This is a genomic window from Dinghuibacter sp. (genome assembly GCF_035492835.1).
Lineage (GTDB): Bacteria > Bacteroidota > Bacteroidia > Chitinophagales > Chitinophagaceae > Dinghuibacter.
Genome location: NZ_DATJIY010000146.1, coordinates 1 through 26,760, shown reverse-complemented (window position 1 = coordinate 26,760; position 26,760 = coordinate 1). Strand labels below are relative to the sequence as shown.

The window sequence follows — 26,760 nt, the reverse complement described above, 5'->3', positions numbered from 1 at the left end:
AGCGGGACAAAACGGGATACGAAGTCGTAGTCGCCCCTCCTGATTTCCCTCGAAAAGGATTCTCCCGCGAAAACCCGTTTGAGCCCTTCGACGAATTCCCGGTAGATCGACGGGATAAGGATATCCGAAATCCTTTGACCCAGCAACGCCTCCTTTATGTACCCTATTTTCTGCAGCATATCTCCCTCGATGAGGGTATACCGGTAATCCTTGTCGAACAGGCAGATGACCGAACCGGGGATGCCGGCCGCGATGGATTTATAGATGGCTTCGCTTTCTTTCAGCCGCAATTCGACCTTTTTCTGTTCGGTTATGTCGCGGATAAAGACCGATAGCCCCTCGGGCCCGGGATAGATGTGATTTTCCTGCCAGAGGTCGAGGGGGGCGTAATAGTCGGTATTGGCGACATACCGGTTTTCCCGGAGGGCTTCCTGGAACGCGTCATAGGTGGCCGATCCCACGGCTTCGGGGAATAGGTCCCAGACGCACTTGCCCAGGAGGGAGGAAGGGTCTTGTCCGATCATGGTCCCGATTTTCCGGTTGGCGTAGACATAACGGAAGTCATGGTCGAGCATAATAAAACCCTCGGTGATGCGGTCGAATACGCCTATGAGCTCGTTGGATTTGGCCTGGACCTGCGCTTCCAGGCGCTTGCGGTCGGAAATGTCCCGAAGGACCTTGGAGGCCCCGGTGATCCGCCCCAGGGAATCCCTGATCGGGGATACGCTCAATGAAATGAAATGGAGCCCCTGCGATTTATCTATTCGTTGGGTCTCATACTGTTGGACATGTTCCCCCCGGGTAATCTTTTCGATGATGCCGTCCTCTTCCTCCAGGCGGTCGCGGGGTACGATCAACGAAATATTCTGCCCCATGGCCTCTTCCTGCGTATAGCCGAAAAGCCTTTCCGCGCCGTGGTTCCAGCTGGTTATGACCCGGCCCAGGTCGATACTTATGATGGCATCGTCCGAGGATTCTATGATAGATAGAAGAAGTTCCCTATTCGCCCCAACCGTTTTCCTTGTAGACATAGGTGCGTTCGGCCAATGTACCGAAATATTCCCAGGAGTCCTACCGTGAAAACACCGCTTGTTGAAAATCCGTATTTTAGCGGACAAAAGAACAAAATGAATACCGAAAAGGCCATCCTGGCCGGCGGGTGTTTCTGGGGCGTGGAAGAGCTGATACGCGCTTTGCCCGGCGTCAGGAACACCATCGTGGGTTATACGGGAGGGGACATAAAGAACGCCACCTATCAGAACCATGGCACCCACGCGGAAGCCATCGAGATCACCTTCGACCCCTCAGCGCTGAGCTATCGGAAACTGCTCGAGTTTTTCTTCCAGATACACGACCCTACTACGCTCAACCGGCAGGGCAACGACGTAGGGACGTCCTACCGTTCCGCGATTTTTTACACCAGCGAGTCGCAAAAGGAAACCGCCGAAAAGCTGATCGCGGAACTGGGCGCCGCCCATATCTGGAAGCACCCCATCGTTACCCAGGTAGTGCCCTCATCCGATTTCTGGGTGGCGGAGGAATATCACCAGGATTACCTGCAGAAATACCCCAACGGCTACACTTGCCACTTCGTACGGCCTAACTGGAAGCTGGCATGAAGCGGTTACTGGTAGCCGTCCTGGTGCTGGCCGCCTGTAAGGGCCCTCAGGACCCCGATAGGCCGCACATCGTCATCGAGACCCAGGCGGGCGACATCGAGGTGGAGTTGTATCCCAAGCAGGCGCCAAAAAGCGTGGCGGCTTTCCTGTCATATATCGACGCGGGCCTCTACAAGAACGGCTCCTTTTACCGCATCCTCAGCGACGACAACCAGCCCTCGGGTTCCGGGGCCGTCAACCTGATCCAGGGCGGCATCTGGCAGAACAACGCCGCCAAGGCCCGGTCACTCCCCGGTATTCCCCACGAAACGACGCAGCAGACCCATATCCTGCACAAGGACGGCACGATCTCGCTGGCGCGCACCACGCCCGGATCGGCTTCCTCCGAGTTCTTTATCGTGTTGGGCGACCAGCCGGGATACGATTACGGCGGCGCCGACAGTCCGGACGGCCAGGGATACGCGGCCTTCGGCCGCGTAGTCAAGGGCATGGACGTCGTCAAAACCATTTACAGGCAACCCGAAAAAGGACAGACCTTTACGCCGACGATCCCGATACACGATATCGTCAGGGAGTAGCCGCCGTTTTCCTATCCATCTGCCAGATACCCGTGTACCGGCTGACGGCGTCGTAGTCCTTTGTGCTGATGCCCTCTTTGTGCAGAGCGTCCACCAGGTTCCCGCTCATCATAACCACTTTGAACGTATAGGCTGGAATAGGGAAGGTGCTCAGCGTAGGGAGCGTTGCGCCGATCACGATTTGCTCGAAGAAATAGTCGAGCTCAACCTTTCCTACATATGGCTGATAGGCCAACACGTAGTAAAAATCCTCGGAGCCATCCAGGAATTTGAAAGGCAGCGGGTTCCAGCCGACGGTGTTGACCAGGGGGTTGGGCACCATATAAACCTCGACGGCGCCGCCCGCCAGCAAACCGGCAGTGATGTTGGTCTCCGTCCGGACGTAGTATCGGGTGAAGTATTCGGTATAGCTGCCTGGCGATGTCTCCAACGAAAATTGGGAATTGTATTTCCATGAAGCGCTGGCGACGACCGTAAAGGTATCCACCAGGACATTGGCGTTTCCCTGCGGTCCCTGGGGTCCTTGCGGTCCTTGCAGGGAGAGGGGGGCGCCCCAGCCCGACGCCGTCTTCGGACCGTACAGCATATAGGTAGCAACGTCCAGGTAGTAGTCGCCGATATTCCCAAGGCCGGCCGCGGGTGGGGTCGCGCCCGACAGGATTTGAGAACCGGGCGTGCCGGCGGCGCCCGTCGCGCCTGTCGCACCCGTAGCGCCCGTCGCGCCTGAAGCGCCTGTTCCGCCTTTTAGTGATAACGGATTTCCCCAACCAGACGTAGTCTTTGGCCCATACAAATCCGCGTCCGTCACATCCAGGTAGAAGTCTCCCGTATCACCGAGCGTAGTGGGCGGCGGCTCGGTGGTGCCGCTATAGATTTTGCTCCCATTGGCACCGGCGGGTCCCGCGGGTCCGGCCGGTCCGCTGGTGGATTTGGTACAGGAATAGATCAGGATGGCGCCGGCCAGGAGCAACAACGATATTTTGTTCATAGCACTATTTTCCGTGAAAAATAGGACTCCTGAAGCGATATTTCTACGAGTTACACCCTGATAATCAATAAAATGCGTAGTTGTACGGGTCGCGACAACGCAAACCGGCAAACAGTGTGCGTAGTTATACGCTTCACGCGCGGTCGGCAGATCGTCAGATCGCCGCCACCGATCCCCCGTCCACCCGGATATTGGTCCCCGTGATAAACGAGGCGGACTCCGAGGCAAGGAAAGCGACTACGTCTCCGACCTCTTCGATCCGACCGGCGCGTTTCAGCTCCACGTTCGGTCTTTTTTCGGCGAGGAAACCCTGAAGGGCCTGCTCCGGCGTGATGTGCCGTGCCGCGGCGATATCCTTGAGCATGCCTTCCACCAGGGGCGTATAGATGAATGCCGGGGAAACCGTGTTGACCAGGATGTTGTACTGGCCCACCGTCTTGGAGAGGCTTTTGCTGAAGTTGATGATGGCCGCCTTTGTCAGGTTATATGGCGTCATGTCCGGATCGGGCTGTAAACCGTTCTCCGAAGAGATATTGATGATACGGCCCCATTTTTTGATCTTCATCTCGCCAAGCACCGCCTTGACGAGCCGGACCATGGAGACGACGTTCAGGTCGTACAACCGCGAATATTCTTCCACGGGCACGTCGTCAAAGGGCCCGATCTGTCCCGCGGCTCCCGCATTGTTTACCAGGATGTCCACCGGCCCGAGCTCGCCCCGCGTCCTGTTGACCAGCCGCTCCACGTCCTCCTGTCTCGTTACGTCGGCGGCGATGGCGAGCACACGCACGCCCGTTTTGCGTTGAATATCCGCGGCCATCGCCGCCAATTCTTCCTGGTTACGGCTGCAAATACTCACGGACGCGCCAGCCTCCGCCAACGATAGCGCGCAAGCGGCGCCGATTCCCTTGCTCGCGCCGGTGACCAGCGCGACTTTACCTGTAATAGATGTATTCATAGGCATCAAAGGTACGACACCCGGCTGGCGCCAGTTCAGAGAGAAATCCCCACCCCGCGACCAGCCGGGCCATCCATATCGGCACTTTTTTGCCTTGTCAATGAGGTATTTTGATAAAAAAGTGCTTAAAAAATTTGCATCAACGATTAATATTTTTAATTTTAATTATTCGATTGCTGTAAGGATTTCAAACCTTTTCGTTGTATGCCTGTACACAGGTTTCGCTCTTCTCTGGCGGTACTCGCCGGGGTAGCGATATTTTTTGCCGTGCTGCACACGGAGTTCCTCCTGGCCTGGGTCTGCCTGGTTCCCTTTTTTATGTCGTTGGATGGCGTCAGCCTGCGCGCGGCGGCGCGTCTGGGTTTCTTAACCGGTGCGGTCGTTTCCACGCTCAGCTTTTATTGGATGATCGCGGGGGCGGAAACCTTTACCGGGAGCAGTGTATGGTATGGCGTCGCCGTATTCGCCCTGTGTACGGTGGCTTTTTCGTTGTATTGGGCCGTGCTCACGATCTTATATGCCCGCCTCACGCGCCGCGGCGCGGATGCCTTTTTGCGCCCTGTGCTGCTCGCCGCCTGCCTCTGGGTCTGTGCCGAAGCGGCCCTGCAATGGCTCGCCCGGGGCATGCCCTGGTTCCTCTTCCGCACCGGCAACGCCCTGGCTGAAAACCTCTATGCCATACAGCCGCTCAGTTGGGTTGGCGTCCACGGCGCGACATTCGTCGTCGTCGCCGTTAATGCCGCGATCGCGCGTTGCCTCATCCGCTGCGATTGGAAAAGGCTCGTCTGGCCGGCCGCCGCCATCGCGCTTTATTTTTGCATCGGCTGGTCGCTGCTCCAAGCGCAACCCGAATCGACCGGCGAAGGTTTTACCCTCGCCATACTATCCGGGCAAATCCCCCCTTCCGTCCAATGGGACAGCGCCAGCGGCAACCAATTGGTCAGTCGCCTGTTGGATCTAAACCACGCAGCCGCTGCGCAAAAACCGGACATGGCCCTCTGGTCGGAATCAGCCATCCCTTGGACCTATCGTCCCGACGACGACCTCGTTGCCGAGATCACCCGCGGGTCCACGATGACGCATATACTGGGTATGAACACCGCCGTCTCCGATGGCGTCGTCAACAACTCTGCTTACCTCCTTGGCGCAGGCGCCGTCACTCACTACGACAAACAAGCTCTTTTGCTCGGCATAGAGCAACCCTTCTTCGGCCGCCTCATCCCGTTTTTCTCCTCCAACGGCTTCGCCGTCCAACCCGGCCCCAACGCAAGCCCTCTTCAAACGCCTTTTGGTCCCGCCGGAATTATGATATGTAACGAATCGGCCGTTCCGAAAGCCGCCGCCTCCGCCGTCCGGCGGGGCGCCCGCTATCTCCTGAACATGAGCAACGACGGATGGTTCGCAGACACCTACCTGGTCGGTCTGCATTTTTACAACGTGCGCCTGCGGGCTGTGGAAACGCGCAGGGACATCGCCGTCAACAGCAACCTCGGTATCTCCGGTCTCGTCCGCGCTTCGGGCCGTATCGAAGAAGGCCGCCGGAGCGACGACCCCTATGTATCGATTGTAAAGGTGCAACCCCGCGAAGGGGAAACGCTCGCGGTGCGCCTCCCCTGGCTCCCGGTGGCGCTTTGCGGTCTGTACATTATCGTAAGCCTATTGCTTCCATATAAAAACCTACAAACATGAAACACGTTCTACTCATCGCCTTGCTGCTAAGCACGTGCAGCGAGGTCTTTGCCGTATTCAGCGAGGCCCACTGGCGCTGGCGCAAAGACAACGGCCCCCAGGCCTCGGCCGGCTGGCGGGCCTCACAGGACTTCCCGGGCACGATCATGGATTCCTCGGGGATCCGGCTGCGTATCGAAGTCTATAACGGTACGGGCAACAACGAAACAGGAACCGTCGGCCTACAGTATCAACGCGATACCTCGGGTCCGTGGATCAACGTTTCCACCACCGGCGGCGACTTCGTGATGGCTGGCCACAGCCCGTATGTGACCGACGGGGAGCCGACGACCATGCAGGTCAACGACCCCGGCGCGGGCACCTTTGAAGGCGGGAAGGTGCTGGTGAGCACCTACAGTTTTCCCGACACCTTAAACGCGGGCACAAAAAAAGAATACGAATGGTGTGTCAAACCTACGGCCACGTATTCGCCCGACTCCCTCTACCAGTTCCGTATGACCTATACCGGTACGACCGACGGCTTCAACTATGTAACGCCGCTGCCGGATATGATGATACGGCCGGCGCCCGACATCCCCGGCAACACCGGCATATACCTGGACACCGCGGTGACCGATTTTTTTAGCCGGGATACCGGCTGGATCGCCAGTGATGGATGCGCCTCGGTCCCGCTCTCGGACGGTAGGGTGCTCTGGTTGATGGACGACAGCTATATCGGCAACTACGATACCCTGGGCGGCACCATGCCCTGTCTTTTCCAGGTGCACAACGACGTCCTCGTACAACCGTTCAACAGCTGGTACTGGCGTAACACCCGCACGATGCTGGGAGACAGCGCCAGCATACCCAGCTACCTGAAGAACAGCGCCAACAACAATTACTTCATCTGGCCCAACTCCGGCTTCCAGCGCGGTGACACCGTTTATGTATATTGCTCGAACACCATGACGGCCAGCGGCGGCCTGGGTTTTGCGAGCGGGGGTAACGACTTCATAGCGAAAATATCCTTCCCATCCTTGAGGGTAATCAGCTTCGATACCCTGCAAAGCACTAATGGTATCAGCTTTGGGATCGGCTTCGACACCGCGGAATCCGGGAACTACATCTATACCTGGGGCGTAAAGGGTAGCGGCTTTATCACGGGTAATATCTACGTGGCCCGTTTTCCCAGGAACAACCCCGGCGGCCCCTGGCGCTTTTGGAACGGCTCGGCCTGGGACACGTCCGCGGCTAATGCCGCCGTCATTGCGACCGGCGCCTCCAACGGCGACTTTGTCGCCAAGGTGCGCAACAAATACGTTTTCCTGAGCACCGAATTTACCGTGTCCTGCAACGGAGGCACCCGGATATTCTCCGCCACCAGCGACAGCATCACGGGCCCGTTCACCGCGAACAAGGCGCTCTATACCATAACGGACAACGTGCTGGGCAATACGCCCTTCTTCTACGGCCCGCAGCTCCACCCTGAATATATAAACAGCCGCAATGAAATCCTCGTCACCTACGACATCAATGGATACAGCAATTGCGAGCCCTTCTGCATCAACAACGGCGCAGACCCGGACTATTACCGCCCGCGCGGGCTCCGCGTGCCGCTCGCGCTCATCGATTCCACGATATCTTCGTCCGATTCGGCGTACAACACCCACCGCTTCCATGACGATGGCCGCTGGACCCTGCTGTGCTATCCGAACCCTTCCCATTCCTATATCAACCTAAACATGAGCAACTGCCCCGATAAGTTCGTCAACCTCCTCTTTTACGACGCCTTCGGCCGTTGCGTATACCGCGAAAGGGTAGGGGTGGCCAGCACCTCCTTCGGGCACACCATGTACCTCAACGGGACGCTGCCCCGCGGCGTCTACTTCCTCGTCGTCCAGGGGACGCGCGAGAGCCGGCAAACGAAGATTCTTATACAATAAAATGAAAGCGGCCGACGTCATGTCCGTCGGCCGCTTCCATATTTGCCGCCAGGCGCCGGTCGCTATTAGTCCGCATAGTACTTCTTTAAATACCTTGCTGTCCGGCTAACCTTTGATTTGGCCAATTCGACAGGCGGCCCGGCAGCGACAATCCGGCCGCCATCGTCACCCGCGCCCGGTCCGATGTCAATCACCCAGTCACTGGCGGTAATGACCCTCAATTGGTGTTCCACTAAGATAACGGTATTACCCACCGATACTAACCCCTGTAATTGATCAATCAGTTTTTCGACATCTAAAGGATGCAGTCCGGTAGTCGGTTCATCGAGGACATAAAGGGTATCCCCCTTTTGCGGACGTTGAAGCTCGGTCGCAAGCTTGATACGCTGGGCTTCACCCCCGGAAAGCTCGGTGGCGGCCTGTCCCAGGCGCAGGTAACCAAGCCCCACTTGCAAGAGTACCTCCAGCGAGCGACGGATGGAAGGCTCGCCTTCAAAAAATGCGTATGCGCCTGTAACGGTCATGTCCAGCACTTCCGCGATATTTTTATCCCGGTAGCGGATCTCCAGCGTTTTTTCATTATAGCGGGCGCCGTGGCAAGTGGGACAGGGCGAATAGACGCTGGGCAGGAAGAGCAGCTCGACCATGATAAACCCTTCGCCCTCACAAGTGGGGCAGCGGCCTTTGGCGACATTGAACGAAAACTGCCCGGCGGAATAGTGCCTGGCCTTGGCTGTTTTGGTTGCTGCAAACAGCCGGCGGACGTCGTCAAATAACCCCGTATAGGTAGCAAGATTGGAGCGCGGTGTACGTCCGATAGGTTTCTGATCGACCCGCACGAGCCTGCGGAAATGCTCCAGGCCTTCGGTGATACGTCCCCCGGTAGCGGGGGCAGGAGAAGTATCCTCTTCGTCTTCCAATCTCGTGCCCAGCGTCTGCGCGACCAGTTCGACCAGCGCCTGGCTCACGAGGCTGGATTTCCCGGAGCCGGAAACACCGGTGACCGTAGTCAAAGCGCCTATCGGAAAGTCGGCGTCCAGGTCAAGCAGATTATTGCGCGTTATGCCCCGGAGCCGAAGCCATCCTCGCCCAGGCCGCGGCTCCCGAATCGATACTGCCTTATCCGAAAAAAGGTACTTTCGCGTCTCCGATGTCGTTACCCCACGGAGTCCGGCCGGCGGGCCGCTGTATAAAACCTGGCCGCCATATTCACCAGCTGCGGGACCGACATCGACCAGCCAGTCAGCGGCACGAACGACATCTAGGTCGTGCTCTACGACAAAGAGCGAATTACCCGCGTCCTTCAATTGTCCGAGTGCGGCAAGGAGCGCTTCTGTATCCGCGGGGTGCAGGCCTGCCGAAGGCTCGTCCAGCACATAGACGACGCCAAATAGGTTGGAGCGGATCTGTGTGGCCAGGCGCAGTCGTTGCAATTCCCCCGGCGAAAGCGTTGGTGTTGTCCTTTCCAGGGTCAGGTAACCCAGGCCTAGATCGAGCAGTGTCTTTAGGCGCGAAACGGCATCCTGGGTGATGCGTTGGATGACCTGTGTTTTTTCGTCCCCCTTGCTACGCCTGGCATATGGTGCCAGCAGTTCAAGCAGGCGTGACAGCGGAAGGTGGTATAATTCCGCAATATCGAGCCCCGCAAATGTGACCGAAAGGGATTCCTTCCGTAGGCGCTTGCCATGGCAAAGCGGGCATTCAGCGCTGAGCATATATTGCATGGCCCGCTTTTTCATCAGTGGACTCTGGGTGCTGGCGAAGGTGTGTAGAACATGCCGGCGGGCGCTGCTGAAAGTCCCCATATAGCTGGGTGGCATTTTATCCCTGATGGCGCGCCTGGCTTCCTGGTGGGTAAACCCCGCGTACACTGGCACGACCGGTTGCTCATCGGTAAACAATATCCATTGCCGGTCCTTTTTGGGAAGTTCCCGCCAGGGGCGATCGACATCATAGCCCAGGGTGATCAGGATGTCCCTGAGATTTTGCCCGTGCCAGGCGGTCGGCCACGCAGCGATGGCCCGTTCTCGAATCGTCAATGAATCGTCCGGCACCATGGACCGCTCTGTCACCTCGTATACCTTTCCAAGGCCATGACATTTAGGACAAGCGCCCTGGGTAGTGTTCGGAGAAAATGACTCAGCGTATAGGATCGGTTGCCTTGCCGGATAGTCTCCCGCCCGTGAGTACAGCATCCTGAAGAGATTGGACAAGGTGGTAACGCTCCCCACCGAGGAGCGCGTTGTAGCGGTGCCTCGTTGTTGCTGGAGGGCGACCGCGGGCGGAAGCCCCTCGACGGAATCGACCTCGGGAACACCCATCTGGTGAAACAGCCGTCTGGCATAGGGGGACACGGATTCCAGGTAGCGTCGCTGGGCCTCGGCATACAGTGTGCCGAAGACAAGGGATGACTTTCCGGAACCGGAGACACCGGTGAATACTACCAGCGCGTTCCTGGGGACGTCCAGGTCGATATTTTTCAGGTTATGTTCCCGGGCACCCCGTATGTGAACAAAATCATCATTTGCTGTCATTATTTACGAAGGAACGAGAATCATACCAAATCAATAACTTATGACAGAATTTTGTCCGTATGGTATTTGAGCGGAAGGAAAGGCTGAAAATAAAAAAGCCCGCAACCAGTGCGGGTTTAAGTTGTGTGCCCCAAGCGGGAGTTGAACCCGCACTCGCCTTTCGGCGAACAAGATTTTAAGTCTTGCGTGTCTACCAGTTCCACCATCAGGGCAACCGGGCCCGACAACCGGCAAAAACCGGGTAAGGCCGCGAGTAAAAGGTAAAAAAAAAGGTGTGAAAAACATCACACCTTTTTATTATGAGCGGAAGACCGGGCTCGAACCGGCCACCCCGACCTTGGCAAGGTCGTGCTCTACCAAATGAGCTACTTCCGCTTGAATTATAAAGAACTTCCCGTTGTTGGGAGTGCAAAAATAGGCTTTTTTTAATTTCAACAAAATTTTTATCACGCGCCGCAGGCGAAGGCGTCGCAACGCGCTACCGCGCATACTCGTACCGGATACTCCCCACCAGCTCCTTGGTGCGATCATAGCACAATTCCCTGGTCCTGAGCCCGCTCGCCTCATACTCATACCGCCAGACGAGGTAGTTCCCATCCAGCACCTGTACGATGGTCATCTGGTCGAGCTGACCCGACGGGTTGTATTCAAACATATAGTCCGGGATCATCCGATCCTTTTGAAGGTTATAACGGACGATGTCGGTAAGATGACCCGCGTCATCATAATAATAGTAATAGTGTTCGAGTACGCCCGCCCGGTAGGTCTGCTCGTCTGTGACCCGACCCTGGGCGTCGGTTTTTACCGTAACGAAGGTGCTGTCGGACCCATTCCGAAGACCGAGCATGCCGACAATGTGACCCGCGGCGTCGTATTGCCAGGTGTGCGCCTCGTTGTTGCTGTAATGGACGGTATCGTTGTTGGTGTGGCTTTCACTAAAAACCGTCGACAAACCGCCGGCCGGCGTATACGTATACACGGTCGTGGTGACGGCGGACACGCTGCTGTCCACGGAGCGGACCAAACGAGAAGCACCGTCATACCAGGAGGTCAGGAAAGACTGGCCGGTAGAGGAAGAATTAGACAAAGTGACGACGCGATCGGCGGACACCTCCTGGGTGCAGGTAAAATCGGTAACCTCGCTCCCGTCGGCGTTGAAATTGCGGACGGTGACCTTGCGGACGTGGTTGTCTTTGTAAACCTGCTGGCGTCCGCTGGTCTCCTGGGCAGACACGATATCCTTGTAGTAGAATTGGGCGGAGGCACGGTAGGAGGCGAGGGTAAGGAGAACAACAATGGCCGTCGTGGGTCTCATGGCGGATATTTGAAATTTATAGGTAAAGATCAGTTATTTTAGCCAAAAATCGCTTTGTGTCTCACTTAACGGAACGTAAGGAAAAAAATTGTCTGAACTGCGGAAATGAAGTGATGGGCCGGTATTGCCAGGTATGCGGGCAGGAAAACCTGGAGCCGAAAGAAACCGTTTGGCACCTGGTCTCGCATTTCTTAAACGATGTTACCCATTTTGACGGGAAGTTCTTCGCCACGCTCAGGCTGCTGTTGCTGAAGCCGGGCTTCCTATCGTCGGAGTATATCCGCGGACGGCGGGCGAGCTACCTCCACCCGATCCGGATGTACGTATTCACCTCGGCGATATTTTTCCTGGTGTTCTTTAGTATTCATGGTTCGAAGGACGTGTTCAACGTAAAGGAAGAAACCCCCTCTTACAGCGAGCTGCACCGACGGCTGGATAAGCTCGAGCGCGCCCTGGCCACCGAAAAGGACTCGGCCGGCCGCGCGGGGGTGGTCGAAGGGATTGAGTCGCTGAAATCCATGGTCGCCGAGCGGAACATGATCGTGGCCCGGCGGGCGGCGAAAGGCGAGGACATCGGCGCCGATACCCTCGGGTTATACAAACTGAGTGCGGGCGCGAAAGCCCAGCTGGACTCCCTCATCAGCGGGATCAGGTCCGGCGCCATACCGGTATCGGGTCTGAGGACGACCAAAATGACAGCACCCATAGAGGTCGAAGAAGACACAACCGAAAAGGGCGGCGTCGACGACAACCGTAACTGGGGATTTGGCGATGAAAGCCTCCCGGGCCGGGTATCCGAATATGACTCCATGGAAGCGGCAAAACCCCCACAGCAAAGGCCATCGGGATTAACCCGCTACCTGAACCGGCATCTCGTGGCCCTCAACGAGCACTATCATTCGGACAAGCAGCGCTTCGTCGAGGAATCCAAGGAGGGCATAATGCACACTTTCCCAAAGGTCTTGTTTGTGTCGCTGCCGCTGTTTGCCGCCTTCCTGAGGTTGATGAACCTCCGTAAGAAACGCCGCAGGGAGTTCTTCTACGTGGACCACGGCATCTTTACGATCCACCTGTACGTGGCGACCTTTATCCTCATGCTGGTATTGATGCTCCTCCAACGACTGGAGGACAACATACACCAGCACTGGTTGACTGTGGTCGAAACATTGCTTTTTCTCTCGATCTTCGTATACGAGTACATCGCGATGAAAAAATTCTATAAACAAGGCTGGTTCAAAACCCTCGTCAAAATGTGTATCCTCAATACCCTGTCGTCTATTACGATCGGCATACTGACGGCGATTTTTGCAGCCTGGGCGATCATTCAACTATAACGCAAATGGACGCATTCGAAAGACTGGTAGGCATTATGGACGACCTGCGGGAGAAGTGCCCCTGGGACAAAAAGCAGACCATCCAAACCCTCCGGCAGCTCACCATCGAAGAAATGTACGAGCTGACCGACGCCATTACGGAAGAGGACTGGAAGGGCATCAGGGAAGAGCTGGGCGACCTGTTCCTCCATTTGGTCTTTTATGCCAGGATTGGAACGGAGCAGGGCCAGCTGACACTGGAACAGGTACTCAACGGCATCAGCGACAAGCTGATCGCCCGCCACCCCCATATCTACGGTGAGGTCACCGTAAAAGACGAGGAAGACGTAAAACGGAACTGGGAGCGCCTGAAGCTAAAGGAGGGCAAGAAGTCCGTCCTGTCGGGCGTTCCAAAAGGCCTACCGGCCCTGGTAAAAGCCATGAGGCTACAGGAAAAGGCCAAACAGGTGGGTTTCGAATGGGATACGGCAGACCAGGTCCGGGAGAAGGTAGCCGAGGAGCTGAATGAATTGGACGAGGCCGTAGAAAAGCAAAACCAGGCCGAAATCGAGGAAGAATGGGGCGACCTGCTCTTCTCGATGGTAAATTATGCACGATTTTTGAAGATAGATGCGGAAAACGCCCTGGAGCGGACGAACAAGAAGTTCATCCGCCGGTTTACCCGGATGGAGGAGCTGGCGGCGGAAAAGGGGCAACAATTGTCGGACCTCAGCCTGGCGGCCATGGACGAGCTCTGGAACCAGGCGAAGAGGGACGAAAAGTCTTAAACAGCAATGAAAGACGGCACTTTCAAGCATTTTATCTACCTGCACGGTTACCTCCTGATTACCTCAGCCTGGCTGTTCACCCTTTCTTTTGTCATCAGCAATTACTGGTCCTATACCTCCTCCGAGCGGGCGGTGACCCGTTCCCTGGAGTCGCATATCCAGGACAACGAGCACAAGATCCAGGATTTGGCCGCCGACCGTACGCTGCTGGACCGGCTGAATTCCGGGGCGTATTCTGAGGAAGACCTGAAAAAGGTCAACTCAACGGACCGCTACATTTTTTTATACCCCATTTTTAACGCGAAACCCGCGGAACCCACGTTCTGGAGCACCAACATCGTCATCCCGGACAAATCGATCCTGGAGGGGCACTACGGGAGCAACTACGTCGAGCTGCCCAACGGCCGGTACGTGAGCATGAAAAAGGAGATCATCTTCAAGGACGGGCACACCGCCCTTTTGATAGCCCTGATCCCGGTGCAATGGAACCTCATCCGGTTCAACGCCCCGCAGGAGAATTCCTTTATGGGCAAACCGGGGATCGAGCGTAACTACCAGATATCGCTCACCCCGAACGATTACCCCGTGGTGGCTTCGGACGGCGTCGTGTTGTTCTACCTGGAAAGGAAACCCGGCCCGGACCATCCCCAGCACAGCGGTTGGGCCTTGTTCTTGAGGATCGCGTGCATTCTATTCCTGCTGTTTTTCATCCATAGCTTCGCCCTCTGGGTCGCCAAACGCCGGGGACGGATATGGGGCATCCTGAGCCTGGTGGTCATCGTGGTTCTGGCAAGGGCGCTGACCTACTGGCTGGCGACGCCGTTCGACTTCCGCCAGTTCAGCATCTTCGACCCCGGGATATACAGCTCCGGCCCAATCCTGCGCTCGCTCGGGGACGTGCTGATCAACACCCTGCTTTTTTTCTGGCTGGCCGTATTCGCCCTGGATCACCTGGCATTCCGGGTACAGGACCGGATCATGAGGGACAAGTACCTCCGGTGGGCGCTGGCCGGTCTGCTGGCGATGGTAATCTTTATGGTGACCCTGGAATCGGGCAACATCATCCGGAGCCTGGTGGCCGATTCGCAGATATCCTTCAACGTTACCAATTTCTTCAGCATCCTGAATGTATACAGCCTGTACGGCTTTATCTGTTTTTGCGGGATCGCGCTGGGTTATTTCGTGACGGTCCAGATACTGTACCGGTACTACGTCATCCTCACGGGGGAACGGAAAGACCTGCAATTCCTGATCCTCACCGTGCTGGGGCTCCTGATGCTGAGCCTACGGATGGTCGGGCACTCGGTTTCGTACGAGCTGATCCTGCTGGGCTGGCTGCTGCTCTTCCTGGTGCTCCTGGGTAACGCCCGGCGCTGGCACATGGCCGAAGGGTTGGGCGCGGGGAACATCGTCTTCTGGCTGTTTTTCTTTTCGGCCTCGGTGGCCATGCTGATCATCCGGGAGAATAACCGCAAGGAATTGCAACTGCGCCGCCGCTTCGCCGAAAAGATGTCGTTCGAGGTCGATCCGTACAGCAAGGCGTCCGAAGACATCAGCCTCGCGAACTTCGACGCCGGTTTCCTGTACCAGCACTTCAACCGGCTGGCCGATCCCGGGAGCGCGCAGTTCTTCAAGGACAGCCTCCTGAACGAGGTCTTCGGGGAAAACCGCAACAACTACGACACGCGCATCTATGTGTACGACGTCTTCGACAATCCCATCAACAACCCGGACAGCACCGGGTATTATACCCTGAGCAACGTTTATACCGCCCAGTCGGATCCTACCGAGGTGAAGGACCTGCTGTACCACCGGGAGGCCTTTGACAAGTTCTCTTATATCGTCCGGCGCGTGATCGAGGATTCTTCCCACCAATCCCGGCTGGGATATGTTTTCCTGCTGGCGCGGCCCAAGAAGTTCGAGAGCGAGGCATTCTATCCCCAGCTCATCAACGTGCCCTCGGAGGAGGCGTCCAATTCCCCCGAATACGCCTACGCGATCTATGATAACCGGCAATTGATCAAGAACAGCAACGACTATTCCTTTTCCATCCACCTGACCGAAAAGGAAGTCCCCCTGGCCGAATACGAGACGAGGAACGACAGCGGGTATGAAGAGCTATGGTACCGGTCGGGGACCAAGGTCGTGGTCGTCGTGCTCAAGTCACAGTACTTCATCGAAGCTATCACGCTGTTCGCGTACCTCTTTTGCCTGTTCCTGATCCTCTCGGGCACCATGCAGCTGGCCGGCTTCCTCATCCGCGCCCGTTTCCGCTGGCGGAATATCCGGGAGCTCTGGGAGATCAACATCCGCACCCAGGTGCACCTCACGATTACCTTTATCAGCCTGTTCTCGTTCATCATCATTGGGGTCAGCACCTTCGTATTCCTGCGCAACCGCTATGTACACAACAACGAGGACAGGTTATCCAGGACCATACAGAAGATGCTGACCGAGGCCAAGGCCGACCTGGACGGTCCCGGTCTTTTCAGCAATACTTTCCTGGAGGACTCCACGGCCAATAGCCGCATGAACGCCACCCTGGGCAAGGTGGGCTACGACCACGAGGTCGCGGTCAACCTGTACGACCCGACGGGCACCCTGCGCTATACCTCCCAGCCGCAATATTACTCCAAGGGCAGGGGGCTGCTCAGCGAGAAGATGGACCCCTCGGCCTATTACCAGCTGGCGCATGAGCACCAGGTACAGGTAATCCGTAACGAAACGATCGGGTCGAAAACCTTTATGAGCATATACGTCCCCGTGCGGGACGACAGCGGCAAGGCCTACGCTTTTCTCAATATACCATACTTTGCCACCCAGGACGAGCTCAACCTCGAAATCTCGAACTTCCTGGTCACGCTGATCAACCTGAACGCGTTTATTTTCGTCGTGGCCGGTATGATCGCCCTGCTGATCACCAACCGGATCACCGATTCATTTGCGCTGATCGGGGAGAAGATGAAGGCCATCAAGCTGGGGCGACGCAATGAAGAGATCGTCTGGCACCGGAACAACGAGCTGGGGGAACTGGTCAAGGAATACAACAAGATGGTGCGACAGCTCGAAGAAAGCGCCGACCTCCTGGCCAAAAGCGAACGGGAAGGCGCCTGGAGGGGCATGGCGCGCCAGGTCGCCCACGAGATAAAGAACCCGCTCACCCCGATGAAGCTGTCCATCCAGTACCTCCAGCGGGCCATCAACAACAACCACCCCAACGCCAAGGCGCTTTCCGCCAATGTCGCAAAGACGCTGATCGAGCAGATCGACTACCTGTCCAACATCGCCACCGACTTTTCCAGCTTTGCCAACATCGACCACCCCAAACGGGAGGAGGTCGACCTCGTCGAGGGGCTGGAATCCGTGGTCAAGCTATTCAGCATGGACACGAGCGTGCGGCTTAGTTTTGAACGGACGGTAGCCCCCGTCTTCGTGCTGGCCGACAAAACCCACCTCAACCGTCTCTTCACCAACCTCATCCGGAACGCCATGGATGCCATCCCCGAGGACGAGCCAGGGGGCATGGTGGAGCTGCGTTATGCGCTGTGGGAAGACGGCAGCAAGGTCGTCGTGACGGTACACGACAACGGAACGGGGATACCCGACGACCTCAGGGACAAGATATTCATCCCCAACTTCACGACGAAGTCGTCGGGGACCGGGCTGGGCCTGGCCATGTGCAAGGGGATCGTGGAGCAGATGAGCGGGACGATCTGGTTTGACACGGTAATAGGGCAGGGGACTACCTTTTATGTGGAGATACCGACGCTGACCGACTAGATGCCCTTTCGCACCCGGCGTTCCGCCAGCCACCGCTCAAGTTCCACACGCGAAAAACTGCTCAGGTTTTGGCGCGCCGTCAATCCCGCCTTCTGCGCCACCAGCACCCCATACCGCGTATCCGCAAAGCCCTCGATCGCGTGCGCGTCCGGGTCGATGGAGGTGAGCACGCCCCTTTCCATCGCATCCTCCAACCACCGCCAGTCCATGTCCAGCCGCCGGGGGTGCGCGTTCAACTCCATCACCACCCCTTCCGCCGCGCAGGCGTCCAACAACGCCCGGTGATCCACCGGATAGCCCTTCCGGCTCAGCAACAGCCGGCCCGTGGGGTGTCCCAGGATGGTGGTAAACGGATTCCGGATAGCCGTGAGCAGCCGCTGCATAGCCTTTTCGAGCGGCATTCCCAGGTTGGAGTGCACCGAGGCGATCACCAGGTCGAAGGTCGCCAGGGTCGTGTCACTATAATCGAGCCGTCCGTCGTTGAGTATGTCCGATTCGATGCTCCTGAAGATTTTGAAGGGCGCTAGCTTTGCATTGAGCGACGCGATCAGCTCGTGCTGCGCCTGGATGCGCTCTTCCGTCAGGCCATTGGCATAAAACGCCGTCTTGGAGTGGTCGCTGATCACCAGGTACTCCAGCCCCTGCGCCCGGGCGGTAGCCGCCATCTTTTCCAGGGTGTGCGCGCCGTCGCTCCAATCGCTGTGGGAGTGGATGATCCCTTTGATGTCTGTCGGCTGGATGATCTGCGCGTCGCGCACGGGGAATTTTTCACGACGGGGCGCCACCACGAACGCCACTCCTTTGCGCGCGAAAATCTCCTCCTCCTTGGCCGCCGCGCCGACAGGCCCCCAGGCCTTTAAGAACTCTTCCGAGGCGCTGGAGATAAACAGCTGCGAGCCAAAGTCGCCCCGGTCGCTTACATGCCACACCAGCGGCAAATTCTTCGCGCCCCGCGCGATCAACGCGCCCGAAGGGTCTTCCTCCAGCTCGAAATCCTGGCTTTCCAGGAAGTCCGCCAGCTCCTCGAGGCCCACGGTCGTCACGAATTCCAATTCGTCGATGATCTCCATCTGCCGGCGGAAGGCGCCGCTCAAAGCAGTTTTCTCGTCAGGAAAAGCATCCTGCACCGCCTTCTCCACTTCGAGCGCGAACGGCTCTATATGCGCCCACAGGAACCTGTCCTGGTTCTTTAAGATGAATTCGATATTCTCCTTGATGTTCGCCTGCGTCTTCGCCCCAAAGCCCTTGTACAGCGTCAGCCGGTTCTCGTCACAGGCGTACAGCAGCTCCCCCAGCGACTCGATCCCCAGCTCTTTCCATAGCAGCGACACCTTCTTCGGGCCCACCCCCTTTACCTGCATCATGTCCATGACGCCCGCCGGCGTGCGTTCCAGCAGCTCCTTGAGCACAGCCATCTCCCCGGTCGTATTGAGCTCGATGATCTTCTTTCCCATCGTATCCCCTATGCCTTTGATGGCAAAGAGCTGCGCGTGCTCGATCTCCTCGAGCTGCTGCGTCATCCGCTCGATGTTATACGCCGCAATACTATACCCTTTGGCCTTAAAGGAGTTTTCCCCATGGATCTCCATGAGTTTCGCCGTGAGCGAAAAAGAGTCTGCTATCGCCTGATTATCCATACGCTAAAGATAGGATAAGCGTGCCAATAGGGGGAGTCAGAGGGGGCTCCGCCCCCTCTGATCATGATGCCTTTTTTGCGCCCTATCGCCAAATTCCCCAAAGAGCGATAGGGCGCAAAAAAAAGTCCCGCTCGAGGCGGGACTTACTATCATTTGGCTGATAATCTCCATTTAGAGAGCCGGAGGCATCGGAGAAGGAGCCGGGGAGGCTTTCTTCGCAGCCTTCTTCTTGGGGGCAGCTTTCTTAGCAGCTTTCTTGGGAGCGGCTTTCTTCGCGGCCTTCTTAGCAGCTTTCTTAGGAGCGGCTTTCTTTACGGCTTTCTTAGCAGCTTTCTTGGGGGCAGCTTTCTTAGCGGCTTTTTTGGGAGCAGCTTTCTTAGCGGCTTTCTTTACTGCTTTTTTGGGAGCAGCCTTCTTTACGGCTTTTTTAGCTACTTTTTTAGCAGCTTTTTTTGCGGTTGCCATAACTTTTGAATTTAAATGGTTAGTAATTATGGCTTAAAAATATAAAACATATTTTTTTTTGCCAAATAAAACTGCCAAAAATTCAAAATGGCGTCCGATTTTGTCAGGCAGGAACCTCGGACGGCGTAACCGAAACGAGGGTTTTGTGGTCCTTGCTCTTGCGGAATTCCACAACACCATCGGTCAGCGCAAACAGCGTCCAGTCCTTGCCGACACCGACATTCTTACCCGGATGATACACCGTGCCCCGCTGGCGGATGATGATGTTGCCGGCGATGGCGGGCTGACCACCGAATATCTTTACACCGAGACGCTTGCTTTGCGAATCCCGGCCGTTCTTTACGCTACCTTCCCCTTTTTTGTGTGCCATATGCTCTATGATTTTACGGCGTTTATGCCGCTACGTTATGCAATATCGCTGATCTTGATCTGCGTATAGTGGGTCCTATGACCGATCTTCTTGCGGAAGCCCTTGCGGCGCTTCATCTTGAAGGCAATCACCTTGTCTCCCTGGATGTGGCCGATGATTTCGGCCTTTACGATGGCTTTTACGGCGGAACCTACACTGAGGCTCCCGTCCTGGTCCACCAGCAAAACTTCGGCGAACTCAACCTTATCGCCGACGTTACCAGAGAGTTGGGGTACGTAAAGGCTCTGGTCCTTTTGTACCTTAAACTGCTGGCCGGCTATTTTTACAACTGCAAACATAACTGTCCAAAATTAGGAGTGCAAAGGTAGGTGAAATCTGCGAAAATTGGAAATTTCCGGGTAAAAAAAACGCCCCCGCGGCAAAATAGAACGCCCCTCCGTCAAATTGGGGGTTTTTGGTGTAGGTTTGCTGCCTGTTTCGGACTGTGAACCCTCATCCAAATGAAAATCAAGTCATTGCTGGCGAAGCCTTTCGCCAACTTTATATACGCGAAGTTACGCCGGGAGATGCAAACGGCGGTGGAAAGCCAAAAAGCCGTGTTGCAGGAGTTGTTGAAGGTCGGGGCCAAAACCCAGTTTGGGAAGGATCACGGCCTGGACAAGGTTAAGACTTACGAGGAATTCAAGGCTGCCGTGCCCATCCGGGACTACGAGCAGTTCAAGCCTTATATTGAGCAGGTCAAGCAAGGCAAGCACAACGTCTTGTGGCGGGGCCAGCCCTTGTATTTTGCCAAAACCTCCGGTACGACCAGCGGGATCAAGTACATCCCTATCTCCAAGGAGTCCATATCCAACCACATCGACTCGGCCCGGAACGCGCTCCTGTGCTACATCGCGGAGACCGGCAAGTCCGACTTCACGGAGGGCAAGATGATCTTCCTGTCCGGCTCCCCGGAGCTCGAGCGGATCGCGGGCATCCCGACGGGCCGCCTCAGCGGCATCGTCAACCACCATGTCCCCAAATATCTAAGGACCAATCAGTTGCCTTCATACGAAACCAACTGTATCGAGGACTGGGAGACCAAGCTGGACGCCATCGTACAGGAAACCATCAAGGAGGACATGACCCTGATCAGCGGGATACCGCCCTGGGTCCAGATGTATTTCGACCGGCTCCAGGAGCTAAGCGGCAAGAAAATCAAGGACCTCTTCCCCAACTTCCAGGTCCTGGTCTACGGGGGCGTCAACTTCGAACCCTACAAGGCCAAGCTGCTGGAAAGCATTGGTAAGACGATCGATACCATCGAAACCTTCCCCGCCAGCGAGGGCTTTATCGCCTTCCAGGACTCGCAAAACGCCGAGGGATTACTGCTCAACACCAATTCCGGCATATTTTTCGAATTCATCCCGGCCGGTAACATCTCCAAAGAAAACCCCACCCGATTGAGCCTGGAAGACGTCAAGATAGGGGAGAACTACGCCCTGATTATTAATAATAATGCCGGCCTGTGGGGATACTCCATCGGCGACACCGTTCGGTTTGTCAGCACCAACCCCTATCGTTTAGTCGTGACCGGGAGGACCAAGCACTATATATCGGCCTTCGGGGAGCACGTAATCGGGGAAGAGGTGGAATACAGCCTGCTCAAGGCGGCTGGGGAACAAGGTGTGAGGATCGTGGAATTCACCGTTGCCCCCCGAATCAGCAATGACCAGGGGAAGTCCTTCCACGAATGGTTCGTGGAGTTCGAGGAGACCCCGGCCGACATGAACGCGTTTATTAAATTGGTGGACGACAACCTCCGCGCAAAAAACATCTATTACGACGACCTCATAACCGGCAATATTTTAAGACCTTTACAAATACTACCCCTGCGCCGGAATGCGTTTATCGATTATATGAAGTCGATCGGCAAGCTGGGCGGGCAGAATAAAGTACCACGTCTGAGTAACGATCGGAAGATTGCGGACGCATTAGATGCTTACATAATCCATTCCCATTCATGACCAATCCAAAGAAGAGAATTGCCATTTTTGGTTCAACCGGTTCTGTTGGCACGCAAACGCTGCAGGTTATCGCTGCTCACCCCGACCTCTTCGAGGTCGAGATACTGACCGCGCAGACCAACGACGAGCTGCTGATACAACAAGCCATCCAGTTCAATCCCAACGCGGTCGTCATCGGCGACCAGTCCAAATATGCCGGGGTCAAGCAGGCCCTGGCCAAGACGCACGTCAAGGTTTTTGCGGGTGAAAAGGCGCTGGAAGAAGCCGCCGCCTTCGATAGCTATGATATAATGGTCGCCGCCATCGTAGGTTTTGCCGGCCTCAAGTCGGTCATGCAGGCGATAGACCATGGTAAGGCGGTAGCCCTCGCCAACAAAGAAACCCTTGTGGTCGCAGGGGACATCGTTATGAAACGCGCCCTGGAAAACCGGGTGCCCATTATTCCAGTAGACTCTGAACATTCCGCTATTTTCCAGTGCCTGGTGGGGGAGACCCGCAACCGGATCGAAAAGGTTATCCTGACGGCCTCCGGCGGCCCCTTCCTGGGTAAAAAGCCCAACTTCCTGGTCAACGTCAAACGCGACCATGCGCTCCAGCACCCCAATTGGAACATGGGCGCCAAGATCAGCGTGGACTCGGCGACCTTGATGAACAAAGGCCTGGAAATGATCGAGGCCAAGTGGCTTTTTAACCTCGCCCCCAGCCAGATCCAGGCCGTCATCCACCCCCAGAGCATCATCCATTCGATGGTCCAGTTCGAGGACGGCAGCATCAAGGCCCAGATGGGCATGCCCGATATGAAGCTCCCCATACAATACGCGCTGAGCTTCCCCCACCGCATCCCGAACGATTTTCCTCGTTTCGACTTCAAAAAGATAAGCACCCTCACCTTCGAGGACCCCGATACAAAGACCTTCCGCAACCTGGCGCTGGCCACCGACGCCCTGCACAAGGGCGGCAACCTCCCCTGCATCCTCAACGCGGCCAACGAGATCGCCGTCTGGGCCTTCCTGCGCAACCGCATCGGGTTCCTGGACATGACAGAAGTCATAGAGAAGACCGCCGACAAGCTCCCCTTTATCGCCCAGCCCACCATGCAGGAATACGTGGAAAGCGACGGCGAGGCCCGGAGCTATGCCGCAAGTCTGATAAAATTGTAACTTACACCCATGCACGTATTACTCGCCGCTTCGAGCCTCTCGGCCACCCTCACGAAAGCCGCACAATTCATATTATCCCTTTCTATCATAATCGTATGGCACGAGCTGGGTCACTTCCTTCCCGCGAAGTGGTTCAAGTGCCGCGTTGAAAAGTTCATGTTGTTCTTCGACGCCGGTTTTTCGTTATTCAAGAAAAAGATCGGCGAGACCGTTTACGGTATCGGCTGGCTCCCTTTGGGTGGCTACGTGAAGATCTCCGGCATGATCGACGAAAGCATGGACAAGGAAGCCCTCAAGCTTCCGCCCCAGCCCTGGGAATTCCGCAGCAAACCAGCCTGGCAGCGCCTCATCATCATGGCCGGGGGCGTGACGATGAACGTCATCCTCGCCTTTTTCCTGTTCGCCGTGATCCTCCAGGTATGGGGAGACCAATATTTAGCTCCGCAAAACACAACCTACGGGCTCTATGCCGACTCCCTTGGCCAGAAGATCGGATTGCGCACGGGGGATAAGATCATGTCCATCGACGGAAAGCCCGTCAAGGACGAAAGCAAGGTGGTGCTCGATATTTTCACCCACGAGGCCAAACACATCCAGGTCGACCGTAACGGGGCCCTGATCGACCTGGCGATCCCCGACGAGTTCATCGGCGAATTGAGCCACAACCGTCTCGACGGCTTTGCGGAAGTGACCTTCCCCACCATCGTCGATTCCGTCAAAAGCGCCCAGATCAAACAGGGGACCCTGCAACGGGGCGACAGGATCATTTCGATCGCCGGTATCTCCACCCCCGACTTCATGACGTTTACGCACGCCCGGTCGCAGTTCAAAAAGGAAACCGTCGACCTCGGCCTCATCCGCGCCGGCGACACAGTCCACATCCTGGCGACCCTCGATTCGAACGGCGCCGTCGGCTTCCTGGCCAACACCAGGCTCGACTCCCTGCTGCACCTCACCACCGTCAAGTACGGCTTCTTCGAGTCTTTCCCCGCCGGCGTCCGCAAAAGCATCGACGTCATGTCGAACTACATCGCCCAGCTCAAGCTCCTGTTCACCAATAAACATGTAAAATCCCAGGACTCCCTCGGTTCCGTGATCACCATCGGCAATGCGTACGCCCCCGTGTGGGACTGGGAAAGCCTTTGGCGCCTCACCGCTTTCCTGAGCGTGATCCTCGGGTTTATGAACATACTCCCGATCCCCGCCCTCGACGGTGGACACATCCTGTTCCTGTTGGTGGAAATGGTCACCGGCCGCAAACCCGGCGACAAGTTCCTGGAGTATGCGCAGATCGGCGGCATGGTGCTGTTGCTGGGGCTCATGGCGTATGCGCTGGGGCTGGACGTCTTCCGGCTGTTCAGGCACTAGCCGTCGCCCACCCGGCCGCGGTTACACCTCGATCCCAATTTGCCGCATCAGCACTTCGGCATTGCGGGTCGTACAAACGCCTTTTCGTAACGTATAGTCGAAGTTCAATTCGTCTCCGTTGAATTGCACGTCAAAGTAGTAGTTGTGCACCTTTTTCGGCAACTCCGCCTCCATTTGCGCGAGCTCGAGGTCGTGCGTCGCCACGATCCCCACCGCCCCGTCCCGGATGAGCTGGCGCACCAGCGCCTGCGACCCCGCGAGCCGGTCCCTCGAATTCGTGCCCCGCAATATCTCATCCAGTAGAATGAACACGGGCTCCTTCCGCTTCACCCGGTCGATGATGCTCCGTAATTTCTTCAGCTCGGCATAAAATGTCGACGTGCTGTCCTCCAGGTTATCCGCCACCCGCATACTGCTGGCCACGAGCCCCACCGACAACCGGCAGGTATCCGCGCACACCGGCGCCCCCGCCATCGCCAGCACGATATTGACCCCCACGGTCCTTAGGAAGGTGCTTTTCCCCGCCATATTCGACCCCGTGACCAGGTCCAGCTGACCCGCGCCCCGCGTGGCGAAGTCGTTAGCGACGCGCTTGCCTTCCGGAATCAGCGGATGCCCCAGCCTCGTCGCTTCGAAGTCCCTCCCCCCCGTTATCTCCGGGAATACCCACCCCGGCCTGTTGTAGTGCATCAACGATACGCTCCCCAGCGCCTCCATCGCCGCCAGCGTATTGATCCACCGCTCCACCGCGTCCTTATTCCTGTCCCTCCATTCATTCAAACCCAGCATCTGCCACAGGTCCCACAGCAGGAACGCATTGAGCGGTATAAAAATAAACGGATTCAACCGGTAATCGAACCGATGCAGCAGCCGGTCGAGCCCTTGAATCTCCGCCGACCCCGTAGCCCCACGCGCTTTCAGCTCATCCTGGAGCCGGCGGTTCAACGCCGCCTTCAGCGCGCGCCCCTCGACCATCCGCACCCCCTCCGACAACGTCCCTATCTCCCCCACGATCCCCGAAAGCACGATGTATGGCTCGATAACCCTCTTGCTCAGCGACGCGGAAAACGCCACGAACACCACGCAACAGAGCCCGAACACTGCCGACGGAACCAGCCCGACGCCATACGCGGCTAAAACACCCAGCGACACCACCGGGTACACCCACCGCACTACCTTCCAATACCCTTCCCGGAAGGTCGACTGCGGCTTTCTGAGCCACCTCAAAATCCTGTCTACCGTCGCCTGTCGCACCGGCGTCTCCTGCGTCAACGCCGCCAGGTCGAACAACCCATCCGGGTCCGCCCCCAGCTCCTTCACCGCCTCCTGCCGCTCCAATATCGTCTCCCGGTCCGCCGGCGCCAGCAACCAGTCCGCCAGCATCCGCTGCCCCGGTTCAGTATGACAACGGTTCACCATCCGGTACAGCGAGCCTTTACCAAAGATGTCCAGGTCAAAGGCATAAGGATGCTCCGTCGTATCATTCCCCTGCAGACCGTCCTCCGCCGCCTTCACCGGCTTATCCTCCCGTACGAAGTACAGCTCCTGCTCCACCAACCCTTTCAACCCCTCCAGCCGCCTGATCCGCCCGTTATTGTCCACGTCCAACGCGATCGCCCTCCCAAACGCCGCCAGTCCCCCGAGGACCGCCACTACCCACCACGCCTCCTGGTTCTCCCACCCGAAATACCCGGCCAGGAGCGCCAGGATGATCGTCCCAAACCGCGCCCACGCCAGCGCGCTGCGTTTCCGCCGCGCCGCCTCCAGCCGCGCCCTCACCGCCACCAACTTATCCTCATAAAACCCCACCCTGGGGTGAACTTTCGCCTTCATACCCATGAAGGTAAGCGCCCCTTCATAATCCGCAAAAAATCAGTATATTTGCGGTTCGTTTCTCCCTTGGGGGTGACAGGTTTTGACAGCATTATTCGCTTTAGGTAAGCATGCCGTGCGTTGGGTAATTAGCACGATAATCTGAATACTCAAACTCTAAATGGCGAATCTACTTACGCCATGGCTGCCTAAACGATAGTTTAGCATCCATTATGTCCGCACACGCTGGCTGCCCGTTGCCGGTACTGCCGACCAACCAAACCAATAACGGGATAGCGCCCTCGTTCTCCGTGGCCTGAGCGCGAAACTTTAGCGGATACGGAAGAGGTTGGTTAGTTCCGCCCCTGCCCCTCCCCGACAATCAATGCAGGAAATAAGCATGTAGAAAGCTTACGGAGAAAGTGTTTGGACGCGAGTTCGAGTCTCGCCACCTCCAC

The 26,760-nt window shown here is 56.8% G+C and carries 20 protein-coding genes, 2 tRNA genes and 1 other RNA gene; 11 read left to right on the top strand and 12 right to left on the bottom strand.

The genetic code is table 11. The features are described 5' to 3' along the window. The coding region (locus VL547_RS13610; RefSeq protein WP_325578643.1) for a PAS domain S-box protein at positions 1–1,031 on the bottom strand (1,031 nt) is incomplete at its 3' end. A gap of 96 nt (positions 1,032–1,127) precedes the next feature. Between VL547_RS13610 and msrA the strand changes: the two genes are divergently transcribed. Together msrA and VL547_RS13600 are read left to right on the top strand one after the other, a co-directional pair. After that, the gene (msrA, locus tag VL547_RS13605; protein WP_325578641.1) at positions 1,128–1,619 is read left to right on the top strand and encodes a peptide-methionine (S)-S-oxide reductase MsrA; all 492 of its coding nucleotides are present in this window, start codon (positions 1,128–1,130) and stop codon (positions 1,617–1,619) included. Beyond that, entirely contained in the window at positions 1,616–2,197 is a 582-nt protein-coding gene (locus tag VL547_RS13600; protein WP_325578639.1) for a peptidylprolyl isomerase, read from the top strand. The genes msrA and VL547_RS13600 overlap by 4 nt, the downstream gene beginning before the upstream one ends. On the opposite strand, the gene VL547_RS13595 is transcribed toward VL547_RS13600, so the two are convergent. Next, the gene (locus VL547_RS13595; RefSeq protein ID WP_325578637.1) at positions 2,187–3,185 is read right to left on the bottom strand and encodes a hypothetical protein; all 999 of its coding nucleotides are present in this window, start codon (positions 3,183–3,185) and stop codon (positions 2,187–2,189) included. The two genes, VL547_RS13600 and VL547_RS13595, sit on opposite strands and share 11 nt — an antisense overlap. Before the next feature lie 154 nt (positions 3,186–3,339). Further along, positions 3,340–4,143 carry an SDR family oxidoreductase gene (locus tag VL547_RS13590; protein WP_325578635.1) on the bottom strand — a complete coding sequence of 268 codons (804 nt, stop codon included), beginning with the start codon at positions 4,141–4,143 and terminating at the stop codon, positions 3,340–3,342. A 204-nt stretch (positions 4,144–4,347) separates the two neighbouring features. Here VL547_RS13590 and lnt point away from each other — a divergent pair, with 204 nt between their 5' ends. Then, positions 4,348–5,832 (top strand): apolipoprotein N-acyltransferase, encoded by a 1,485-nt coding sequence (gene lnt / locus VL547_RS13585; RefSeq protein WP_325578633.1) that lies wholly within the window; start codon positions 4,348–4,350, stop codon positions 5,830–5,832. Next, complete coding sequence (locus VL547_RS13580; RefSeq protein WP_325578631.1) at positions 5,829–7,754, top strand: T9SS type A sorting domain-containing protein; 1,926 nt, start codon at positions 5,829–5,831, stop codon at positions 7,752–7,754. Before lnt ends, VL547_RS13580 begins: the two co-directional genes overlap by 4 nt. A gap of 65 nt (positions 7,755–7,819) precedes the next feature. Here VL547_RS13580 and uvrA read toward each other — a convergent pair whose 3' ends face one another. The 4 genes from uvrA to VL547_RS13560 form a co-directional block, all read right to left on the bottom strand. Beyond that, on the bottom strand, positions 7,820–10,288 hold the full coding sequence (uvrA, locus tag VL547_RS13575) for an excinuclease ABC subunit UvrA (protein WP_325578629.1): 2,469 nt from the start codon (positions 10,286–10,288) through the stop codon (positions 7,820–7,822). A 126-nt stretch (positions 10,289–10,414) separates the two neighbouring features. After that, positions 10,415–10,500 (bottom strand) — tRNA-Leu (locus VL547_RS13570). A gap of 90 nt (positions 10,501–10,590) precedes the next feature. Next, a tRNA-Gly gene (locus VL547_RS13565) sits at positions 10,591–10,663 on the bottom strand. A 103-nt stretch (positions 10,664–10,766) separates the two neighbouring features. Beyond that, entirely contained in the window at positions 10,767–11,603 is an 837-nt protein-coding gene (locus VL547_RS13560) for a hypothetical protein (RefSeq protein WP_325578627.1), read from the bottom strand. Positions 11,604–11,659: 56 nt separating this feature from the next. On the opposite strand from VL547_RS13560, the gene VL547_RS13555 reads away from it, so the two are divergent. The 3 genes from VL547_RS13555 to VL547_RS13545 are packed head-to-tail and all read left to right on the top strand — an operon-like array spanning position 11,660 to position 17,484. Continuing rightward, positions 11,660–12,937, top strand: a complete 1,278-nt coding sequence (locus tag VL547_RS13555; RefSeq protein WP_325578625.1) for a DUF3667 domain-containing protein — start codon at positions 11,660–11,662, stop codon at positions 12,935–12,937. A 5-nt stretch (positions 12,938–12,942) separates the two neighbouring features. Then, positions 12,943–13,704 carry a nucleoside triphosphate pyrophosphohydrolase gene (gene mazG / locus VL547_RS13550; protein WP_325578623.1) on the top strand — a complete coding sequence of 254 codons (762 nt, stop codon included), beginning with the start codon at positions 12,943–12,945 and terminating at the stop codon, positions 13,702–13,704. A gap of 6 nt (positions 13,705–13,710) precedes the next feature. Beyond that, positions 13,711–17,484 (top strand): HAMP domain-containing sensor histidine kinase, encoded by a 3,774-nt coding sequence (locus VL547_RS13545; RefSeq protein WP_325578621.1) that lies wholly within the window; start codon positions 13,711–13,713, stop codon positions 17,482–17,484. Here VL547_RS13545 and VL547_RS13540 read toward each other — a convergent pair. From VL547_RS13540 to rplU, 4 genes are all read right to left on the bottom strand, one after another. After that, positions 17,481–19,121 (bottom strand): helix-hairpin-helix domain-containing protein, encoded by a 1,641-nt coding sequence (locus VL547_RS13540; protein ID WP_325578619.1) that lies wholly within the window; start codon positions 19,119–19,121, stop codon positions 17,481–17,483. The two genes, VL547_RS13545 and VL547_RS13540, sit on opposite strands and share 4 nt — an antisense overlap. Before the next feature lie 171 nt (positions 19,122–19,292). Beyond that, a complete protein-coding gene (locus tag VL547_RS13535) occupies positions 19,293–19,586 on the bottom strand; it encodes a hypothetical protein (protein ID WP_325578617.1) in 294 nt (97 codons plus the stop codon). Between the two features lie 103 nt (positions 19,587–19,689). Next, positions 19,690–19,956, bottom strand: a complete 267-nt coding sequence (gene rpmA, locus VL547_RS13530) for a 50S ribosomal protein L27 (protein WP_325578615.1) — start codon at positions 19,954–19,956, stop codon at positions 19,690–19,692. 35 nt (positions 19,957–19,991) lie between these two features. Then, a complete protein-coding gene (rplU, locus tag VL547_RS13525) occupies positions 19,992–20,294 on the bottom strand; it encodes a 50S ribosomal protein L21 (protein WP_325578613.1) in 303 nt (100 codons plus the stop codon). A 162-nt stretch (positions 20,295–20,456) separates the two neighbouring features. On the opposite strand from rplU, the gene VL547_RS13520 reads away from it, so the two are divergent. The 3 genes from VL547_RS13520 to rseP are packed head-to-tail and all read left to right on the top strand — an operon-like array spanning position 20,457 to position 24,490. After that, positions 20,457–21,962, top strand: coding sequence for a GH3 auxin-responsive promoter family protein (locus VL547_RS13520; protein ID WP_325578611.1), 1,506 nt, complete (start codon positions 20,457–20,459; stop codon positions 21,960–21,962). Then, a complete protein-coding gene (locus VL547_RS13515; protein ID WP_325578609.1) occupies positions 21,959–23,122 on the top strand; it encodes a 1-deoxy-D-xylulose-5-phosphate reductoisomerase in 1,164 nt (387 codons plus the stop codon). Before VL547_RS13520 ends, VL547_RS13515 begins: the two co-directional genes overlap by 4 nt. Before the next feature lie 9 nt (positions 23,123–23,131). Then, positions 23,132–24,490, top strand: a complete 1,359-nt coding sequence (gene rseP / locus VL547_RS13510; protein ID WP_325578607.1) for an RIP metalloprotease RseP — start codon at positions 23,132–23,134, stop codon at positions 24,488–24,490. Positions 24,491–24,511: 21 nt separating this feature from the next. On the opposite strand, the gene VL547_RS13505 is transcribed toward rseP, so the two are convergent. Next, positions 24,512–26,323 (bottom strand): MutS family DNA mismatch repair protein, encoded by a 1,812-nt coding sequence (locus VL547_RS13505; protein ID WP_325578605.1) that lies wholly within the window; start codon positions 26,321–26,323, stop codon positions 24,512–24,514. Between the two features lie 68 nt (positions 26,324–26,391). Between VL547_RS13505 and ssrA the strand changes: the two genes are divergently transcribed. Beyond that, positions 26,392–26,760, top strand: a transfer-messenger RNA (tmRNA) gene (gene ssrA / locus VL547_RS13500); the annotation flags it as partial.

Excerpts from the sequence above, each read along its gene's own strand:
- msrA (WP_325578641.1), top strand. The coding sequence starts at position 1,128 with ATGAATACCGAAAAGGCCATCCTGGCCGGCGGGTGTTTCTGGGGCGTG.
- VL547_RS13600 (WP_325578639.1), top strand. The coding sequence starts at position 1,616 with ATGAAGCGGTTACTGGTAGCCGTCCTGGTGCTGGCCGCCTGTAAGGGC.
- VL547_RS13595 (WP_325578637.1), bottom strand. The coding sequence starts at position 3,185 with ATGAACAAAATATCGTTGTTGCTCCTGGCCGGCGCCATCCTGATCTAT.
- VL547_RS13590 (WP_325578635.1), bottom strand. The coding sequence starts at position 4,143 with ATGAATACATCTATTACAGGTAAAGTCGCGCTGGTCACCGGCGCGAGC.
- lnt (WP_325578633.1), top strand. The coding sequence starts at position 4,348 with ATGCCTGTACACAGGTTTCGCTCTTCTCTGGCGGTACTCGCCGGGGTA.
- VL547_RS13580 (WP_325578631.1), top strand. The coding sequence starts at position 5,829 with ATGAAACACGTTCTACTCATCGCCTTGCTGCTAAGCACGTGCAGCGAG.
- uvrA (WP_325578629.1), bottom strand. The coding sequence starts at position 10,288 with ATGACAGCAAATGATGATTTTGTTCACATACGGGGTGCCCGGGAACAT.
- VL547_RS13560 (WP_325578627.1), bottom strand. The coding sequence starts at position 11,603 with ATGAGACCCACGACGGCCATTGTTGTTCTCCTTACCCTCGCCTCCTAC.
- mazG (WP_325578623.1), top strand. The coding sequence starts at position 12,943 with ATGGACGCATTCGAAAGACTGGTAGGCATTATGGACGACCTGCGGGAG.
- VL547_RS13545 (WP_325578621.1), top strand. The coding sequence starts at position 13,711 with ATGAAAGACGGCACTTTCAAGCATTTTATCTACCTGCACGGTTACCTC.
- VL547_RS13540 (WP_325578619.1), bottom strand. The coding sequence starts at position 19,121 with ATGGATAATCAGGCGATAGCAGACTCTTTTTCGCTCACGGCGAAACTC.
- VL547_RS13535 (WP_325578617.1), bottom strand. The coding sequence starts at position 19,586 with ATGGCAACCGCAAAAAAAGCTGCTAAAAAAGTAGCTAAAAAAGCCGTA.
- rpmA (WP_325578615.1), bottom strand. The coding sequence starts at position 19,956 with ATGGCACACAAAAAAGGGGAAGGTAGCGTAAAGAACGGCCGGGATTCG.
- rplU (WP_325578613.1), bottom strand. The coding sequence starts at position 20,294 with ATGTTTGCAGTTGTAAAAATAGCCGGCCAGCAGTTTAAGGTACAAAAG.
- VL547_RS13520 (WP_325578611.1), top strand. The coding sequence starts at position 20,457 with ATGAAAATCAAGTCATTGCTGGCGAAGCCTTTCGCCAACTTTATATAC.
- VL547_RS13515 (WP_325578609.1), top strand. The coding sequence starts at position 21,959 with ATGACCAATCCAAAGAAGAGAATTGCCATTTTTGGTTCAACCGGTTCT.
- rseP (WP_325578607.1), top strand. The coding sequence starts at position 23,132 with ATGCACGTATTACTCGCCGCTTCGAGCCTCTCGGCCACCCTCACGAAA.
- VL547_RS13505 (WP_325578605.1), bottom strand. The coding sequence starts at position 26,323 with ATGAAGGCGAAAGTTCACCCCAGGGTGGGGTTTTATGAGGATAAGTTG.